Annotated in this window: 9 protein-coding genes and 1 pseudogene; 9 read left to right on the top strand and 1 reads right to left on the bottom strand. The window is 47.7% G+C overall.

All coding sequences use genetic code 11. The annotated features are described in order from the left end of the window. Window positions 1-139: 139 nt before the first annotated feature. A pseudogene (locus tag RBB62_RS19610) lies at window positions 140-1,277 on the bottom strand (IS3 family transposase). Window positions 1,278-1,545: 268 nt separating this feature from the next. On the opposite strand from RBB62_RS19610, the gene RBB62_RS19600 reads away from it, so the two are divergent. From RBB62_RS19600 to RBB62_RS20370, 9 genes are all read left to right on the top strand, one after another. Then, the gene (locus tag RBB62_RS19600) at window positions 1,546-2,508 is read left to right on the top strand and encodes a hypothetical protein (RefSeq protein WP_309400955.1); all 963 of its coding nucleotides are present in this window, start codon (window positions 1,546-1,548) and stop codon (window positions 2,506-2,508) included. A 29-nt stretch (window positions 2,509-2,537) separates the two neighbouring features. After that, window positions 2,538-3,344 carry a hypothetical protein gene (locus RBB62_RS19595; protein WP_309400954.1) on the top strand — a complete coding sequence of 269 codons (807 nt, stop codon included), beginning with the start codon at window positions 2,538-2,540 and terminating at the stop codon, window positions 3,342-3,344. Continuing rightward, window positions 3,344-5,269 carry a hypothetical protein gene (locus RBB62_RS19590; protein WP_309400953.1) on the top strand — a complete coding sequence of 642 codons (1,926 nt, stop codon included), beginning with the start codon at window positions 3,344-3,346 and terminating at the stop codon, window positions 5,267-5,269. Before RBB62_RS19595 ends, RBB62_RS19590 begins: the two co-directional genes overlap by 1 nt. Before the next feature lie 36 nt (window positions 5,270-5,305). Then, window positions 5,306-16,156 (top strand): RHS repeat-associated core domain-containing protein, encoded by a 10,851-nt coding sequence (locus tag RBB62_RS19585; RefSeq protein WP_309400952.1) that lies wholly within the window; start codon window positions 5,306-5,308, stop codon window positions 16,154-16,156. A 6-nt stretch (window positions 16,157-16,162) separates the two neighbouring features. Beyond that, window positions 16,163-16,702: a hypothetical protein gene (locus tag RBB62_RS19580; protein WP_309400951.1), complete on the top strand. Its 540-nt coding sequence runs from the start codon at window positions 16,163-16,165 to the stop codon at window positions 16,700-16,702. A 261-nt stretch (window positions 16,703-16,963) separates the two neighbouring features. Next, on the top strand, window positions 16,964-17,725 hold the full coding sequence (locus RBB62_RS19575) for a hypothetical protein (RefSeq protein ID WP_309400950.1): 762 nt from the start codon (window positions 16,964-16,966) through the stop codon (window positions 17,723-17,725). Then, complete coding sequence (locus tag RBB62_RS19570) at window positions 17,676-18,176, top strand: hypothetical protein (RefSeq protein WP_309400949.1); 501 nt, start codon at window positions 17,676-17,678, stop codon at window positions 18,174-18,176. Before RBB62_RS19575 ends, RBB62_RS19570 begins: the two co-directional genes overlap by 50 nt. Window positions 18,177-18,397: 221 nt before the next feature. Then, complete coding sequence (locus tag RBB62_RS19565) at window positions 18,398-18,844, top strand: hypothetical protein (protein ID WP_309400948.1); 447 nt, start codon at window positions 18,398-18,400, stop codon at window positions 18,842-18,844. Window positions 18,845-18,920: 76 nt separating this feature from the next. Continuing rightward, on the top strand, window positions 18,921-19,400 hold the full coding sequence (locus tag RBB62_RS20370) for a hypothetical protein (protein ID WP_309400947.1): 480 nt from the start codon (window positions 18,921-18,923) through the stop codon (window positions 19,398-19,400). Window positions 19,401-19,693: the final 293 nt, after the last annotated feature.

The following is a 19,693-nucleotide window of genomic DNA, read 5'->3' as shown; positions in this document are numbered from 1 at the left end:
CAACCAAACGAAAATAGCCTGACACTTTAATCGACCAGACAGCACGATCTGTCAGATCAGATCGTGGCTACTACACCGTAGGGGTGCCGCGTAGCGGCAAGGCCGGAGCGAAGCGAAGGTAGCTGTGGTGGATTGTTTTTCACGCGGCGTCCTTGATTTCAAATCCGCTGCGATACTTGTCTTGCGGGCTCATGCCCAGTGTCTGGTGTTTGCGAGCGTTGTATTTGCGGAAGAACGCAGAGAGGCCTTGATAGAGTTCAACCATCGTCTCGTAGCCACGGATATAGATGTCGTCATACTTTACCGTGCGCCAGAGCCGTTCGATCATGACGTTGTCCAAGGCCCTTCCTTTGCCGTCCATACTGATCTTGATCTTGTGCTTTTTGAGCACGCCAGTGAAGGCCTCTCCAGTGAACTGGCTGCCCTGATCGGTATTGAAGATCTCCGGGGCGCCTTCGGCCTGCAAAGCCTCTTCAAGGCACTCCAGGCAAAAGGCTTCGTCCATGCTGTTGCTAAGCCTCCAGCTGATCACATAGCGACTCGACCAATCCATCACTGCCGTGAGATAGACGTGATTGTCTCCCAGCGGAATGTAAGTGATGTCCGTGCACCAAACCTGATTGCTGCGCTCGATCTTCAAGTTCCGGAGCAGATAGGGATACTTTTTGTGCCCTTTGCCCGGAATGCTCAGTCGCGGCTTCGGGTAAATCGGTTCAATGCCCATTGTGCGCATCAGCCGACGCACACGCTTACGACCAACCTGATAGCCGAGCTTAGACAGCTCGTCGCCGATGCGGCGACTGCCGTAAGTAGGTTCCTCCATGTAGATCCGGTCGATTGCCTGCATCAGTAACTCATCGAGCAAGCTCGCTTTGCACACTGTCTGGTGATAGTAACTCAAACGAGGCACTCCAAGCAGTCGGCACTGTTTCTGGATACTCATGGCTACGCTTCTATCGACCAAGCTCGTCCTCCGGGATAAGGATACCGAGCTTGTCACAGCTGTCTTTTAAAAAATCCACCTCCACTTGGAGCTGGCCGATTTGCTTGTATAAACGGTCTTCTTTGAGCTTCTGTTTGAAGCTCTCTTCCTGCTTATCCTTTGAGTGCTCAAAGACGCTGCTCGCGTTGCTCAGCAGCGCCTTCTTCCACTCAGTCACCTGAGTCGGGTGGATCTGATAGCGCTTCGCAATATCATGCAAAGGCTCCTGCTCACGCAGCGCCTCAAGCGCTACCTTACTCTTAAACTCAGAGGTGAATTTACGTCTCCTCTTCATGGGTTGCTAGAATTTAACTGGTGATAGCAACCTGTCCAACATTACGGGACCAGATCAGCCGCTAGGGGCGCTTTTCTTTAGCTGGGAGGTGGTTGGCGATTAAGTTCGATTGCGTTGAAGTTTGGCTATATGTGCTTAAAATTGGCTGTGTTGTGGTTTTTGTTAAAAGAGGGCGAAATGGCTCTATTTGATTGGGATTTTCTGGATTTGTTTATAATTACACTAAACATCCTTGATATCTCAAAATTGCAGCGGATTGTCGTTGATCATGATTATTAAAGTTGGGATGTGGTCTTTTTTAATGGCATGTTTGTGCTTTCTGAGTGCGCACGCTGTCCAAACCAGCGAGCCGGTTGGGGCAATCGTAAAGCATATCCCTACGCAAACTTCTATCCTCTCATTTGCGTTTCTTAAGCCAGACTTGTATGTCGGTCAGGCCGCGACTATAACTGAGGATACCACAAGTGGCTCTTCCACTATTACGTTCGCAGACGCTTCATGGACTGCGGGTCGCTTTAATAAGGCAACACACTATAAGTTTTATGCTGAAGCACAAGGAGGTGGGCAGTTTGCTGGAATTGGTTTTGATATAATATCCAGCGACACAAATTCTATCACAGTTAATGCCCTTGCGACCACCGATTTTTCAGTCACATCTGGCGATACAATTATCATCCGACGTCACCACACTATTAAGGATTTCTGGAATGGTTGCCCGAGTTCAGTGAGGAATGCCCAAAGCTTCTTCATTCTGGTTTTTGAGAAGAGCGGGAACAACTGGTTGAATTGGTCGAATGGTTCATGGAGCGCAACCCCGGCATCAGACTTAGATAGCCCAATCTATCCTGGGCAAGCATTCTACATAAGCTCCAGCTCTGCCTTCGATTGGCATCAAGTTGGCAATGTCCGTACGCGGCCAATCCAGTTTGAGTTCTACGACCAAATGTATACTCCATGGATTGGGACTGTTTACCCCATTGGCGTTTCATTGGATGATGCGAATGTGCTCTCCCTGCTAGCGGTGCCATTTGTTGATACATTTAAGCTATATGATCATGCGACTTTGAGCTGGGGAGAGCCTTATGTAAACGCAGACGGTTTCCTCACACAGGACGTTGATAACCTAACCGATGATGGCCAGGACATCTTCCCGCCTGCAGTTGGAGGTAATGTCATGATCGATATGCCGGTATATCATCAAATACCAGCCTTTTATCAGTCTCCATTTTAATCCCCTATCACGAACGTTTTTTTACCCTCATGAATAGAAATTTATTATTTGGAGTGCTGGTAGGCAGTGCTTCTGTTGGGCTTGCCAGCTTGCCTGTTGAAATTTCGCCCCAGGAGGCTGATCGAATGGTGGCCGAGCAGAAGGCAGCAGAGTCCTCTCAAGCAGCAATTGCTAATAGAGGGCAGGGGACGCTCAAACTCATGTTTTCCAGGCGGAATTCTGCTCTCTATGTTCGTGAGGTGTGCCCGCCTACAATAGAACACTCCACGACGTGCCCGGATTCTGGGGATGTCTCAATTATTCCTGTGAGCAATCTACAAATGCTTCTGGTCTCCGCGACTACATATGAAGATCGCGGTCACTACATTACTCGATTTGTTTGGGAGTTCGCTGGGGAGCAGTATGTGGCATGGGCAAGGGCCGACTTCTCCCTCTTGCAGCAGGTAGCGAGTTTCTCACAGGGCGGTCAGGATTACCAACTGGCGCTCATCCATGATTCAGAGTCCATTCAGCAAAACGAACACCTAAACAGGCTTTCGCGGGCTGCTGGCAATCAGGGGCAAAAGCAGCGGGTAGCAGATCTCCCCGAACTCCCCGTTGAGGAAGATACTGCTGCTATCGTTTACTATGTAGAAGTTGATGGCGAAGAAGAGGGGCTGGATCAACTTAGCGCATTTACGGCAATTGATGATTTGATGACCTACTTTCACGAGAATCAGAGCGAACTTTCAGTGAAGGCTGCGAATCGCCAAGTTTTGAGCGAGGCGCAGAAGCGCTATGAAGTAACACACCCCAAGGAAAAAAGCACTGATCTAACCTATTGGATTAACAACTAATGAAAGTTCGACACCTCATTCCTTTGTCGTCATTGATGGTGTCTATCTGCTCGGCAGACTTCACCACGTTCGATACCCCTACTGCGGATGACCCGTGGGCTGGCCTCCGCATATCGGTCAACAACAGCTCTGGCGCTAAAACGCTGCAATGGTGGGGTAAGCAAGATTACGTCTATTTCCTCTTGGCCAGTGATGACCTCCAGAACTACTATTATATTAATCAGTATTTTGTCGGGCAGGATGCGGTTATTAATACCTTTAATTTTAACATTACTGGCATCGATCCGAGTCTGTTTTATGTTCTCCGTTATACAGATGGTCCAGTCAATACTACCGACGTAGGTGCATTGGACTTGGATGGTGATGGTTACAGTGTAGATGAGGAGCTATCTTTGGGATTAGATCCTCTGGTCAATGTCGATGCGAACGACGATGGAGTTCCCGATGACCATGAAGCGGTTTGGAATGCTATTCCTTTAGCTTGGTTCGATCAGATAATCAATGATCCTTACGAAGACTACTATGATCCCAATGGGTTAATCGCTATAGTTTCTGATGTGAATCCAGGCGATGACTACGACGGTGACGGAGTATCGAATTTGCAGGAGTTTTTGGGCAGTACTGGGCCCGCTGATTTTTTCAACGGTGATACACCCGTTATCGAGATCCTATCTGGAAATAATCAAATAATGGGGTCGGACATGTTTACTCCAATTGCACTGGCGGTCTCGGTTAAAAATTCTGAAGGAGCTACTCTTTCCGGCGTTCCCATTAAATTTGAAGTTGGTGTAGGTGGTCTTGGGCAAATCTCGAAATTTCCAATGCCTAGTGGGCTTAGTTCAGATCCAATCTATAGCATTTCCGAAGCTACCGGTGCATATGCGTTCTATTATTCGCCTGAGTTAGTTTTTGGAACTGAGGATGAAACTGTAGTCGCAACGTTGCCAAATTTCACTGGCCTGAATGTGGTATTTACCATTCATGTAGATGTAGATTATGTGCCTGTGCCTCCAGATAACGGCTTCGAGGATTTGGATGGCGATTTGCTAGATGATTCATGGGAGATCGCTTATTTTGGAAGTCTGCTTCAAGGGGCAACTGATGATTCTGACGAGGATGGCATGAATAACTTGCTGGAATTTCAGACGCAGTGTAATCCATGCAATCCTGATACCGATGACGATGGGATGGAAGATATGTTTGAGTATTATTATTCCTTGAATGCTCTATCGAGTGACGGTGATGGTAGCACGGGGCCGAATGACGACTTCGATGGTGACACGATTTCAAACCTCAATGAGTTCAGTGTTGGGAATGCCCCCAACGCCTATTCCGGTGATCCTTTTTCATTTCAACCTGAATGTGGCGTGCATATTGAATGCGTCTCCTTTGATGGGTATTATCGGGTAAGTTTTTTTGCAGTGGATGGTTTTATTTACATCTGGGAATATTCAAAAGACTTAGTGAATTGGACATACGATACGGAGCGCATCATCGTTGGTGAGAATGCTCTGATTGATAATCAGCCAATTAACGCTGATCCGATAGTTGGCTTTACTAATTTTTTCAGAGCCCAGATTCTTGAAGGTCTAGGAGATGAGGATGGAGATATGATTTCGAATGCCGACGAGGTAAACGCCGGGACCGATCCTTTTGATTCTTCATCCAATGATGGCGACTTAATTCCTGATGATTGGGAGGTGTTTTACGGGTTGGATACTACATCTGGAGTGGATAGCTCTGCTTATGACAGTGATGGGGATTTGCTTTCCGACATGGCGGAGTTTCAGCGAGGCTCAAATCCAACGGTCAAGGATACTGATGGAGATGGTTCGCAGGATTTTCAAGATGCCTCGCCTAGGGATGAGATGGTCGGAGCGCTAACCTTGACTATCACTTTTCCAACTCAGGGCGATAATTATTAAAAGTTAACTATTGTTATGTCTTTATTGTCTAGAAGAATGAGATTAACTCTTGTGAGTCTTGGTATTGTAGCCCATCTGGCGAATGCCGCTACTGTCAATTTTATAAGTCCTTCAGTTGACGTCAATTTATCAGCTGCGATAGATCTCCAGGTGAGAATTGAAGCAATTCCTAGTGAGAATAATACGATTAGCTCTGTAACATTATATGATGGCTACGTCGTAGCTAGCAATGGAACTCCGATTGGCTCAGGTGATAATAATGACCAAGTTATTGAAGCTGATTTTGTTGATGGGGATTATTTCTCTGCTACATTAATAAACAATACCGTAGGCGAGCATAAGATCTTTGCCCGGGTGATTGAGGATGACGGAACTGTGACGGATTCTGATCCGCTCACGCTCACTTTTGAGCCACTAGACCTGAAAGTCAATTTCCAACCTCAATGGGCACTGACTCTTCCGGCTGGCTATGAGATTGATGAGGGTGAATCGTATTCCTTGAAGCACAATCATCTGGCCTATGGTTGGAATCGTAACGTCAGCTCGAATGGCAAGGTGCTTAGTGGCTCGACCTCTGCTTCGGATAATCTCTGCCACTCCTTTATTGGCGTTTCGAGCAATGACGGCTATTCTAGCGACTGGGAAATGCGCCTTCCCGACGGTTTGTACGAAGTCACCTTGAATATAGGTAACATCGACTCTCCCAGTGAGTTTTCGTTGAGTGTGGAGGGGCATGTCATTGATGACGAAACGACGGCCTTGGCTCCAACTTATACTTGGGCTGGTGAAGTCGCTGTTCGTGATGGCCGCCTCACAATTACAGGACTAGATGTAGATCAACCGACCTGTTTGCAAAGCATTGAGATCGTTCAAGTTGGTAACGTCGATTCTCCCAAGCTTGGCTTTCGTCGAGGAGCTGAGGGATACTACGATTATCAAACGGCTGTCATTCCGTTAAATGATTTAACGGGCGTTGGCGTATTGAATGAATCATCAACTGACTCTAGTTTCCATTATGACCGAGCAGAAGACTTGGAGAGTAATCCTGCTTACACAATTGCTTCGAGCCTCCCATTGGTAAGGTTTGGTCAGCAGTACGGTGGGTCGATTCTATTCGAAAGCACTGCCTACCATATTGGCGTCTCAGCTGGTCTTGTTGATGTCTTTAAGGAATGCGATTCCGGGACGCGTGGCGGATTTTTCGTTGAGGTATATGATAAGGACAGTGGAACTTACTTGGACACCGTTGATATTGTTGTTCCAAATCCTTACGCGCGACAATTAGTAACCGATAGCGAAGTCATCTACTCTGTTGGTCACGGATTGGACGACAATGGAATTGTCCAGTTTTCCAACGGTAATGGTGTGGTTCCACCGGCGGTCACCGAGGGGACTGACTATTATGTAACCGTTCACAATGAGAACTTCTTCAGTGTCTCCGCAACGCAAGGCGGTCCGTATTTACCATTTTCTGAGCGTGGTGCGGATGATTGGTATTCTTCGGAAAAGTGGACATGTGACTTCAGCCTATCAAGCAATCAAATATATTCGATTGGCCATGGTTTCGAGGTCGACGATGTGATTCAGTTCGAGGCTGATCCCTCATTGCCAAGTGAATTAACCGCTGATCAGGACTATTGGGTGACCTCAGTTGCGCCTGATTACTTTCTTGTGTCTTCAGTGCAAGGTGGCTCGGCCATTAGCTTTACACAATCAGGAGCGAGCACGTCTGTCGCTGCATTTGGTGTCCCCAGCCAATGCCGTTTGTTTGAACCGATTACATTGATCGCAAGCCGGAATCATGGCTTGGAGGAAGATGAGGCGATCCAGTTTTCTGTTGATGTCGCCTCCGATACTGATTTGCCAGGAGGTTTGACAACCGGGACGACCTATTATGCGACGCCGGTCGATGCGCATCACTTCAGTGTTTCACTGACACAAGGAGGTCCTGCGGTAATGATTACGCACCCTGGCTATGTTTACGATTCGAAGGGGGAGTGGTCTTCGAACTCTAGCGTTAAGGAAGGCTACATTGATTGGCTGATGATGTTTGCTTCAGAATGGGAGCGATTCATCGGTGATTACGCACGAATCACCGTTGAAAGCGATGAGAACTTGGGATTACAGACGTCGATTCGATTGGCTCCCAACATGGACGAATGGTCTGAGACCTATCCTGCTTATGTCCTGACTCATCGGGCATCACGCTCGGATCGCATTTACAAAGTATATGCGTGGTCACAATTTGCGGAAGACCCTACATCGCTGTCGACTACAGATTATTTCTATTCGGCGAAGAGTTCTTCCGGGACACACGATCATCTTGGGCCCAATGACGAAATTCCCGTCCTTCTCTATGAACTCAGTTTCAGTGACATTGAAGGTTTTCAGATCGATTGGATGGACTCTGATTTTTCCGGCTCGCCAGAGCCTCCCGCATACCTTGGCAGGACAACAGACGACATGCTCAGTGGAGACACTGATTGGACAAGCGCACAGTTTCTGGATGAGGGTGTCCCGGTCAATATCAGCTCGCTCGATCCGTTGAACGCTGACTATCTGGAAGTCAACCAGAGCCCTGAGTTGAAAGGGAGCACTCAGTTAGATGATTTCATCGAGAAGAATGATTCGAATCCAATCTTTTTGATCAACTACGTGCACAATAAAATTGAGACAGTTGACTATGATGACGCCAATAAGGAGATTCCCAATGCGGAGGCATCCTTTGTTACCGCAGGCATTCTCCGTGGCCCTACTAGCACTTTCTTAGAGGAAAAAGGAAGCCCACTGGAACAGTGTGCATTGCTTGTTTATTGTCTACGAAAAGCAGGAGTTCCTGCACTGTATGCTTTCCCGGAAATGGGTAGCTTGCGTATCCCGAAGGCAGAATTGAGCCAAATACTAGGCATGCAACTCGACGGAGTGGCAAACCTTTCGGATTCAGTACAAGTGAACTTCCCATTCGTCCTTGCTTGGGATGACGAGGGTTCTCAATGGCATCCGATTTTCCCCTGGTATAAGGATATTGAGATCGTGGAAGGGTTTGACCTTTACGATTTGATGCCGGAAGACTGTGACACCGCGATAGAATGGATTCGCAAATACCTTTACCTTGAAGACGACATTACCTCGATGTCAGAGCTCTATAATCAAGGAGGCCTCGGAGGTAGTTTTTATGGCGAATATGATGATCGTATACACGTGCCGATTGAGCAGCCCTTGGTTCTTTGGCCAAAGTATATCGAACGGCGGTTAGCTGAAAGTTCTCCAGGAGTAACACTCGATCAGATCGGAACATCTAGTAAAATTCGTCAGAATTATTTTACAAGTTGGGAAGACTTCCCCAGGGCCTCAATTCCTAGCGAGGCAGTAATAGTGAAAAAGGATTTGGCCGATAATCCAGGTGTATTTAGTAGGATTAATATCAGCATAAAACTAGCTGCTACAGATGCCGATTATCAAGAATTTGAGGGCCTGATATATGATAGTGGAAATTGGCTGACCGCAGATATTATCGGAAGAAACCTTTATTGGATCTATGAGTCTGGTAGTGATGAGGCTAGTGTGTATCTATCTTCAAGGGATTTTGACCCTGAACCCACAGCGGCAAACCTCTTTGAAGCTAATGATACTTATCTCTTTGATCCGGCGAACTTTGCTGCAATTGACGGAGCATTTAAGTCAACAGAATCGCTGGGGGACTATATCGATTATTTTCGCGACGCAGAAGCAACGATTCGTTTTAAAGTTTCAAAGAGCTTTCTCTATGATGGCATCGATAGTTCTAGTAGCTATTACTATACGGTAGGCGACCATGAGCGCCCTATTGCAGCCTGCAAATTATCTGGGAATGAGCCTCTAGATTTGAGTGCCGTCAGTGCTGTGTTTTCACCTGGATCATTCCATTTGAATACCGGTTCGGCGCCACAGACCTACATTGAGCGCGCCGCACAGGATGTAAGCTATTTTCAAGACCTTTCAATAACCACAAATTATGGGTCTCAATACAATGCGTTCATTGCTGCTCTGATGCGTCTGCAAAATCTGTGTTACTGGTCTTACATGGAGAGATGGGAAGGGTTGATCTACCAAACCCACAAGGTGACGAGTATTGCTCAACATGGCACAAGTCTTTCATTTCGGAATAACGGACCTTCGCCAACAGACGATTGGTATGAGGCGACCATTGATGTGCAGGCTGCGAATCCGTTTCTTCTTTATAATGGGTCAACCAAACCTGCATCTGGCACCAACTTGTGGGATGGTCAAAAAGACGTGGATCCTCTTTTAAACCTTCAGATGACCAGTTATGAGCACGGAGTGATGGAAGATTTTTACAATCGCCAAGCCTTTTCCGCAGTGAGTGTAATCCAGGAAGCTGCCTTTCAGGCTTCTCTAGAGAATGAAGCTTCGCATTCACCTAGTGGACCGATCGAACTCAATCGGGATAATTATAGTCAAATGGGAGAAACGATGGTCAACCCATTGGGGCACATTGATCCGAAGCCTTTATCGAAGGCATCAACACTATGGGACGGTATCGAAGAGTTTTTTAATGAGACGGAAGGGGCTTTTGCGGAATACGATATTGCATTTATCACTCCAGGGGATGTGCAGATGGCTGGAGAAACTTTTATTGCTCAGGGGGCTCTGCTTTTGGGAGGTGATAGTTTTTCAGCGGGTTTACTTCAGAGTAGCTTTACAGGATATGGCGGGAGCACTGGAGAGAAAGTATTGTTGAGCATCTACCTTGATGACTCGTCAGTAAGTGTTTCATCCGATGGAGTGACTTTACACGGAAACTACGAGTCGTATGTTTTCTTAGACAATGGCTTTGAGGTAATATCGCTCTCTGGGCAAGGGGGGGCAACCGACGCAGATCCAGACCCAGGAGTAGCTGAGGCTACGGATGCTTTAAGTGAGGAGAGGCAAATTCAAGCGGTTGCAGACTATATTGCTACCCTTAAGCCATTACTGGAGTCTGTTGGCGATGAATTGAAACAGAAAAATAGCACGGCTGGAGATCCAGTAGATATCGTTGCAGGCAACTTCTATATCGATTCAACAGACCTTACGCTGCCCGGTCCCTTTCCGCTGCAAATTAGGCGAAACTACTCCAGCTTGAATCTTATTCCGCGTGAGTTGGGCTATGGCTGGAAATTGAGCTTTGTCGATAATTTGGATATCTTTACTGATGGACTTCCCTCTAGTGAATCGGATGAGTTTATCCGAGCTGCAGAATTGGATGGTACTGTCATCACCTATCGCAAGGTCGATGGGCAGGATGTCTGGCAACCTGAAAGCGAAGACAATACGTTGCTGACTAATTATTCTACCAGAGGCGTAGGCGGACTTGCTAATCCATACGGCTCTTACATTGTCAAAACAGCGCCAGGTGGCGTCGATACTTATACGCTCTATGGACAAAATGGTTCAGTGCGCGTTTTTGAGCGAGAAGCATATACCTTGTTGTCTGGATTGACTCGTGACTTACCTCTAATCCGAACTTGGACAGATGCTCAGGGTAACGAACTGTCTTTCACTTACGGGCAGAACCAAGCTCTTTATGACTATGGCTTGCTCAAGAAAATCAAGAGCAGCAATGGGAATTATCTCATATTCAATTATGATTTCTATGGCCGTATTAGTAGTATCAACACGGGTGATGGGCGATTCATCCACTACTCATATGACCGTTATGGTGACCTAACTCAAGTCAAGTTGCCCGATGGTGCTGTCACGAATTATGCTTATTTTCACGACATTCAGGACGATGTTGAGGTAGATGCTGCCGGGATTTACTCAAAGCATCTCTTGATTGAGCAAACGAATCCTGATGGCCGAAAGTTGATTAACGAATATGACGATCAGCGACGCGTAGTGCGCCAGGCTGCCACTGTAGGGCCAGATGCAGTGCCAGTTAGGAATGCAATCTATGTTTACAGTAACAATGGCGAATGGGGCGAAACGCAGATTTACGACACATTCAACTGGCCATCGACAATCACTGAAGCGCAGGCCAATGATATGTCGGTTCCACTTTCGGTTTATAATTTAGATATCAACGATCTATATGATGATTATAATTCAACCTATTACCTTTGGGAGAATTACGGCGAGCTCACCTGGATTTTGGATGAGCTTGGTCAAGAGCTAGACCAGACTTGGTATGATTCACGTGACAGTGCCAACAATGCAAATTGGAGTTATGGTTATCCTGATCCTAATGCGGCTCCGATTAACGGTGAAATTCCAACCATAACCACACAGATCACAGATGAGGATGCGCCGGGTGGCTATCCTAGCAGCCTTGCTCGAAAGATTGATAAGCGTGGCTTGATCACTTACTTCTGGTATGATTCTCGCGGCAATGTCGTTCTTAAGAAAGTGATTGGTGACCTAACCGGAAGTGGATCAAACAATGAAGTCGCTGCTTACGAGTATGAATACAACAGCAATAATCTTCTGACGTATTCCAAAGCGCCCTCTGATATCATCACCAAGTATTTCTACGACGACTTAGACTATCCGTTTTTGCTGACCTCTATTGAACATTGGGTAGGTACAACGCTCGTGTCCACTGATGCTTTTGAGTACGGCGAGGAAAGTAGCGGAGACATTTTTGCGAACGGCTTGCTGCTGCACGAATTTAACGCAGCTGGTTCTGTCGATGAGTCCAAGCAATCGTGGGAATATGATGCCCGGGGCTTCATTACGGCATCCACCGCCTTTACTGACACCGGCTCGGTCGTGGCATCAGCCAATGATGTGGAGACGGGATACATCTATAATAATCGAAACGAGCTCATCGAGAAAACTGTGTTGGGTGAAGGGCAGATCGCATCCAGCACTGAAGCGTTCGGTTATGACGCAATGGGGCGTCCAATTTGGTCAGAAACCTACGAATCAGATGGAACTTTGCTCGCGTGGTCTCAACAGTACTACAACGGAAATGGCGAAGCCACTTGGGTTGACGGTCCTAAGTATAACCCTGAAGACTATGTGTTCAGAGACTACGATGGCGCTGGACGTCTAATTGCGGAAGTGCGTTGGCGCTCCCAAGCGATAGCTGATGGTTCTGGTGTCGAAGCGGTTCCAGGCCAGGATGATTTCTTGGGGCAATCAATTACCTACTTTGATTACGATGCATTCGGAAATCTCCGAAAAACTACCGACCCGCTGGGTAATTATGCCGAGTATGATTACGATGAACTCGGGCAACTTGAGGAAGTGCGTCATTATGGAGCAGGCGCTAATCTTATCAGCACTGAATCCTACGAGCAGGAGCCCGGAGGACTGACCTCTTCCTACACGAATCCGCTGGGTGGAGTCACCCTCTACGAATACTCCTCGCGTGGGCAGCTAAAACTTCAGTACAATCCAGACGATTCCGAGCTGGAGCGACGCTACTACCTCGATGGACGGTTGGAGCGTCAAACTCTACGCAATGGCAATTACTGGAAATACGAATATGATGACGTTGCCCTAACGATCACGAAGTCGCTCTACGATTCCAGCGATTTACTTTTCACAGACGCGAGCGGTAGCTATGTCGAAGTGCAGGTCTTTGATCGCCGTGGTAATCTGATTAGCTTCACGGATCGGGAAGGATACATCACGACCACACAGTACGATGGTCTGAACCGGGTTACAGCTTCTCAGATGACCAACGGCGCGGTCAGCCCTTATACCGTCGAGCAAAGTTCCACGACGACATATTCCAAGGACGGTCGAGAAATCACCACGGCGAATAGCTTGGACGAATATGCGACTGTATTTTCCGATGCTCTCTACCGCCCTGTGCTCACCGAAGTTCGTGACGATCTGGATGCTCTAGTCGAGATGTCTGCCCTTACCTATTCCCCCGATCACCACAGTGTGGAAACGACTCTGGGTGACCCAACCGATCCCAGTGAGTCCATTGTCAAGTCCACCGTCTTTACCAATGTCGCTGGCCAGACAGTGTTGAGCTGGAAATACGACACGGACACTCATTACGATTACACCCTCATCTCCTATGACCAAGCGGGCAATCGCATTGCTTACGAAGATGAGCTGCGCCAGCGTACGCGCTACGAGTACGACGGCCTCAACCGACTTGCTAAATCGATTACCCCGGATCAGGCCGAAACCAGCTACCTTTACGATGATGCCAGCAACATGACGCAGCGCATCATGCCCGGTGGCTTAACCGAGGAAAAGCACTTCGATAGCGCTAATCGCTTACAGTGGACCAAGTTGACTAAAGGTGCCAACGTTACCCGGCATTTCACATTCGATTACTACACGAGCGCTAGTCCGAATGTGGGGCTGCTCTACGAGCGGACGGATGAGCTACGCGGGGATATCACTCGCAGCGAAGTATACGACCACCTTCTTCGTCTGACCGAGCTCGATGCAGTGGGAACCGCCACGGTTGAAGGCTACACCAAGAGCTATGGCTATGATCGCCGCGGACTCATGACTTCCTGCGCATTGGATTACGTTAATGCAGCTCTACCGGACACCGCAGTAATCAATCAATTCGATGGCTACGGGCAGCTTTACGATCAGGAAGTGCTCATTGACAGCGTGACGCATCAGGACTTTCAGCAGCACTGGGATGCCGCTGGACGCCGGGTGCAGATCGACACCAATCAGACGGCCCTTACCGACTTTGAATATGATTACTACGCCAACGGATTGCTCAAGCAAGTAACAGTCAATGAGTCCAGTTCGGCGACGGTATTTGACTATGCCTATCAGAAAAATGGCTTACTGAAATCCCGCTCCAATCCCTGGTTGGGTGTCACTGCCGACGAGCGTGACCTACGCGGACGCCTGCGGTCCCGCACCGCAGTTGCTGCTGATGTGTCTGGAATCGATCAAGTGCTTCAGGAAACAATCAGTTGGCGTGTAGATAGCAAGGTGGATGACTACACCATAGACCGTGAGGGCACTGGAGTGTGGGACGAAACTCGCGACTATCGCTACAATCCCCGTGGCTGGTTGACCAGCGAGACTTATGCTCCAGCGGACGGAGAATCCAAAACCTTCGAATATGGCTTCGATGATGATAAACTTGGGGTTCTCACCAAGCAATCCTCCCCCTCCCGCGATTGGGAAATCCCCGACGGCGAGTTGGACGAATTCGCACGGATGCGTGAGCAGGAGGATACAACTCCGAATTATGTCGCGATTGACGCCTACGGCTTTGCTTTAGGGGCGAAAACAGTCAACTTGACTCTGGACGATGGTTCCGGACCTGAGGCGCTGGAGAATGTGGACTATGATCCCGAAAGTCTGGACGGGCGCTGGGATATCACCTTACATTTAGCCAATGGTAGCTACACTCTAGCGGGCAGCGCTATCCACCCCAGTGGAGCCTACACCACGCAGGTGGATTCAGTAAGCTTTACAGTGACTAGCGCGACACCAGTCAATGAGGTCATCGATGTAGCCTATGACGATGCGGGATATACCACGGAGCGAACCTTCTCCGACGGACGCGTACAGACGCTCTCTTGGGACGTGGCTGGGCGTCTGCTGCGCATTGAGGAGCGCAACGCTTCCGATGACGGTTACGACTGGAGCGCGGTCTATGACTGCTTCGGAAACCGCCTAATCACTACGACCACCCCCGTGGTTTCAGACGTGCCGCAGACGGGCTCTACTGTAGCTGAAAGCTCGTTCTACGATCCAATGGTTGAGTTTCTGGAAATCGCAGTGGCCATTGATGGCGACCGGGTCTGGAAAGTCTACGGCCCTGACCTTAACGGTGTCTATGGTTCCCTGAATGGCATAGGCGGGTTGGAAGCCGTGTTCGCCGAAACCGGCGCACAGTGGGCCGCAGCGGTCAATGACTTCTATGGCAACACAACGGCTTGGATTGTGGACGGCGATCCATCCAGCGATACGCTCGTTTGGAATGACGCCAAGGTCAATGGCTATGGGCCGCTGCCGGAGTTCACTGCAAAGTCTTTTGGTGGAGCTAACACATCAGCGACCACTACTAATCTGCTGGAGGCAACGCTTTGGCGTGGCAAGCGTATCGACGCAACTGGCTTTGTGTTCAATGGGGCGCGTTACTACGAGCCGCGTAGTGGTAAGTTCATTTCTCCTGATCCGCTTGGGCACGGGGCGAGCACAGATTTGTATTCATATGCCAACGGTGATCCCGTTAATTTTATAGATCCAGATGGGAGATTCGGGCATATTGCGATTGGTGCAGCTATTGGAGCGATAATCAACACTGGAATTGAAGCAGCTGTTCAGATTTCAAATGGAGAGTTCGATGGAAAGAAACTTGCGATTGCAGCGGCTTCAGGAGCAATTGAAGGTGCATTATTTTCGACAGGGGCTGGGGCGGTGGCTTCTATCAGCGGAAAAGTTGCCATTGGTGCGGCTTCTTCGCTAGCTGGTAATGTTGCGTCTCAAGAGCTTTCAATAATTACCGGTGAAGCTGACGGATTCAGCGTTCAAGATGCTGCTATTAGTGCAGCAGCTGGTGGTCTTGGTGGAGCGGCGGATTATGCTATAAGCGCCGCGAAAAAAGGAACGGACGAAGTCATAGATAACTTTCAGAGAGTTGAAGCTCCTAAGATTATAAATCAGGTTCAACAGGAAGCAAATGATATCGACTGGATCAGCCAGCAAGCGGTAGAAAGCGGTATGTTGACTAGAGAGATGGCGGAGAATGGAGCAAGAATTGCTCAAGAAAACGCGGACAGAGTGATAAACAACATACGAGATGCCTCAGCAAATGCAGGTCGGGCACAAAACTCTGCAGCCCAAGATGCCTTTATTTACAATTCAATATCTACAGGAACAGCAGAAGCTGGAGAAGTCACTGCTCAGAATGTTAGTGGTGTAAACGACCCAGTCCATGGAAAGAACCCTAAGCCCTAATTTGCCATGTATGAAAAAGTTGATATAGTTTCATTATTGGCAAAGGTCATTGCACCGATTTTGGTCATTGTTGCTGTTGGCAGATCTCAAAGTCTGCTTAAGGATATATCATCATCCGAAAAAAAATCATTTTCTTACGAACGCAATGAGTCTTACAGATTCTATACCGCACGTTGGTTTATTGTGTTTATGGTAATTCTGATGCTCTTCGGGTGCCTTTTCATATATATGATGTCCTTCTTCAAGGAAGATTCTGAATACGCGTTCTGGTGTATGACTGCTTTCGGTTTTCTACTTTTTCTGCTGCCTCCTTTTATTGATCTATCAACTTTGCGCGGATCATTTATAGAGATCAATCAAACCAAAGTTTCGCTTCATGGCAGATTCAAAAAGTTTGAGATAAATCTAAACCAAATCGATTCAATAAACCGTGATAATAGAGGCATAATGATCCATTTAGTTAATGGAAAATCTAAGATGATTCCGATAAAGTTTGAGAACGAATCTCGTGTTTTCCGCTGCTTAGAGTTTTTCATTAATTCATGATTTCAACTGTTCTTTGACTTACCTTTGAGCCTGCGCTACACGGATTTTTGAGCAGGTGTCGTCATACTCGCGATTGGGATACCAGCCAATGGCGATCCCATTAACTTCTTAGATCCATCAGGCCGTGACGCCCTTGATTGGCTTTCTATAAGTTTTGTAGGGTATGTAGGTGAAGAGGCTTGGGGGATGGTTGATCGATTCCAGTCTGGCGCAGCTGAAGCTGGCTATACTCTTGCTGATATGTATGTATGATCCTCTGAATTGCGTGAAACTGGTGATATTGACGCTTCACGTGAGCCATTTAGTCAGACATTTCAAAATGAAAATCGGGAAACTGTAACTATTGGGGGGCTTGGAGTTGGACCTGAATTTGATGCTGGAGCGGTAATTGCCACAACTGAGGCTACCGCTTCTGTAGGGACATTGGGCGGATATAATGCTGCAGTTGGAAGCTATGCACTAATGGAAGGGGATTATGATCGAGCACAAGACCAATATGCAACATCACTCATGATCGCGGCAGGCGCAGTTCGCTCTACAGAAATTGGACGCACATCATCCGCAGCAGCAGCAGATGATGCAATGATTAGAAGCTTATCGGAACAGAGAGCGGCTACGGGTAAAACTGATGTTGGCAATGCGACCTATGGTGCTGGTAGAAATGCAAATGGGACAACCTCCGTCAAAGAAAGCATTCCCGGGGGTGCACACGCAGAAATTCAGGTATTGAATGATCTTAAAGGTGGCAGCCAAAGGACGGTTGCAGTTGATCAATATCCTTGTTCTGGCTGTCAAGAAGCACTACCTAATGGAACTCGTGTTGTCGTACCTAAGAATCCGAGTCCAAGCGGGACTCAGAATCCCAAAACCATTTCTCAGAAAGCGGCGGCTGGGAAACTGACTCCTGAATCCAAAGTTTACCTAGAGATGCTAGAGGATATGCCGTCGATCCTACTGGAAAACATATCAAGCCATGAAAAACAACGAGAACGAATCCGACACCTGGGCCAGACCTCGCTTTAAGTCTCTGATACTGGACCTGTCCATACCAGCGTTAAACAACGCAAAAATTGGTGACCATATCAGCGCTCTTCAGTTTCTCGGGAAAAGCGATATTACTGAAAACCGCATTCGGTTATATGCATACAAAAAATTCGGTCTTGGCATTGAAGTTACAGACTCTAGGATTAGCGAAATGACATTTCATTTCATTAGCTTCGTTGAGCGATTGGATGATGTCTTTGCGCCTAGAAGTTTTACAGGAAAGATAGCGTATAAAACCAAAACTCTTCCTCATGAAAAATCAGCCATACTGGAACTGTATGGCACTTCTTGTTGTAATTGGGATGATGGGATGACATCTAGCCTTTTATATATTTACAATGGCGTAATTACTCAGTTTTTATTTAATTCACAGAACGGTAAGCTTAAAGAAATTGGCCTACAAGCAATATCACAAACGGTAGAACTCTAACGCCCACGGTGGCATTTAAGGGATGCGCCTTATTGGCATCCACTTGTATTATTCTAAACGAAATACTAAGATAATTGGTTGCTATGCTTTTTTGAGAGAAGAAAGGGGGCAAGCATAAAGCTGAGCGCATCCTCCGCGCCCGCTGTTCGATGAAATTACAAGGAATAACCTTTTTGTTTTCACTAATTCGAAACTCCTATTAATTGACATCCTTCCATGCTATGAAAATAATTTCCGTATTCATTGTTCTACTGCTATGCAGTCATGTTCACGCCGATTTTCAAGTGGGGGTGCTGTCTACTGAATCGACAGCCAGCAAATCGCTGGTAAAGATCAAGGCACGCAACACCTTCGACCAAGGCATTAAAGGCGCACGGGCATGGATTTTCTTGTTGGATGGGGAGGGACACGTCATCGGCCAGCAGGCCCAGTGGATCATCGGCGGCGATAAGCAGTCACTTTCACCGACGGCAGAGAAGAGAGCAAATGCAACCCTAATGCCAGAGAAGGCAGCTGAATTCTCGATGGTGGTTCCGCACACCGCCGCGAACGCGGGTGTTCCGGCTCAGACCAAGATTACCTTTTCCCGGATCATCTTAGAGGATGGCACGTTGGTAAATCCTCAGAAATCCGTGAAGCCCTTGGAAGATAAGCCTGTAAAGCCATAGGGAGATTCTCTCTTGATGACTGAATGAATGTATTCGATTGGAACCGCGCCCTAGCATCATTTAACCTTCTAAGTATATGGCATCAGAACAGGACGAGCAGCGTGCCGTAGATTGGGGCAGCGCTCTGGGAGAGGTTTATAATTCATTTTATCGAGCATTCTACGAAAAAGTGTGCGCAGAGCACCTCCTACGCAGTTGGAAAAAACGTAAGCGTCCGAGCTCCATTTTCAAGGAAGACTTCCAGAGCGCTCCACTGACCGAGAGCATAAGCGACGGCTTTGCCCATCAAGCATTGCGTCAGGTAACGCGGCTTGAGCCGCATGAGGGCGAGCTTGAGTCGTTTCAACACTGGAGCGGACTCGGAGGCGCGGACTGCGGAGCGCAGCGATGGCCCCGCGATGGTATCGCGCAGGCGTTTCTCAATGCGGTAAAGTTGCCTGATCTGGCCGAGTATCCATCGGAATGGCGCCAGGACGATGCTTGGTTCACTAACGCCATCCAAATTGGTCTATATCCACCAAGAAACCTCATAGATAGATTAAGTGGGGATATATGACGTCACGTGATGTAAATAGATCACGTCACGTCATCGATCACGGTCAAGCACACCTCATAGGCGTTTGGCATGTCGCTTACGACTTTTCCATTATGCTATTGGTATAAGTATTTTCGAATTCCTGCCAAATTCCTGCCAAAATGAGGTCCATAATATGCAGGTTCATGCATCTTGGCGCAAAGGTCGGAATTTTGTAAAGTGCTTTTAATCTGCATAATAGTAAGCGTCCGGTGATCGTCCCTCTTTCTGTATTGGCTTGAACCTGTTAGAGTGTGCGGATGGATGTGGAGATC

It is taken from the genome of Cerasicoccus maritimus (assembly GCA_031296935.1).
In the GTDB taxonomy this organism is placed as follows: domain Bacteria; phylum Verrucomicrobiota; class Verrucomicrobiia; order Opitutales; family Cerasicoccaceae; genus Cerasicoccus; species Cerasicoccus maritimus.
The sequence above is the reverse complement of the archived record's forward strand: the minus strand, read 5'-3'. Positions and strand labels throughout refer to the sequence as shown.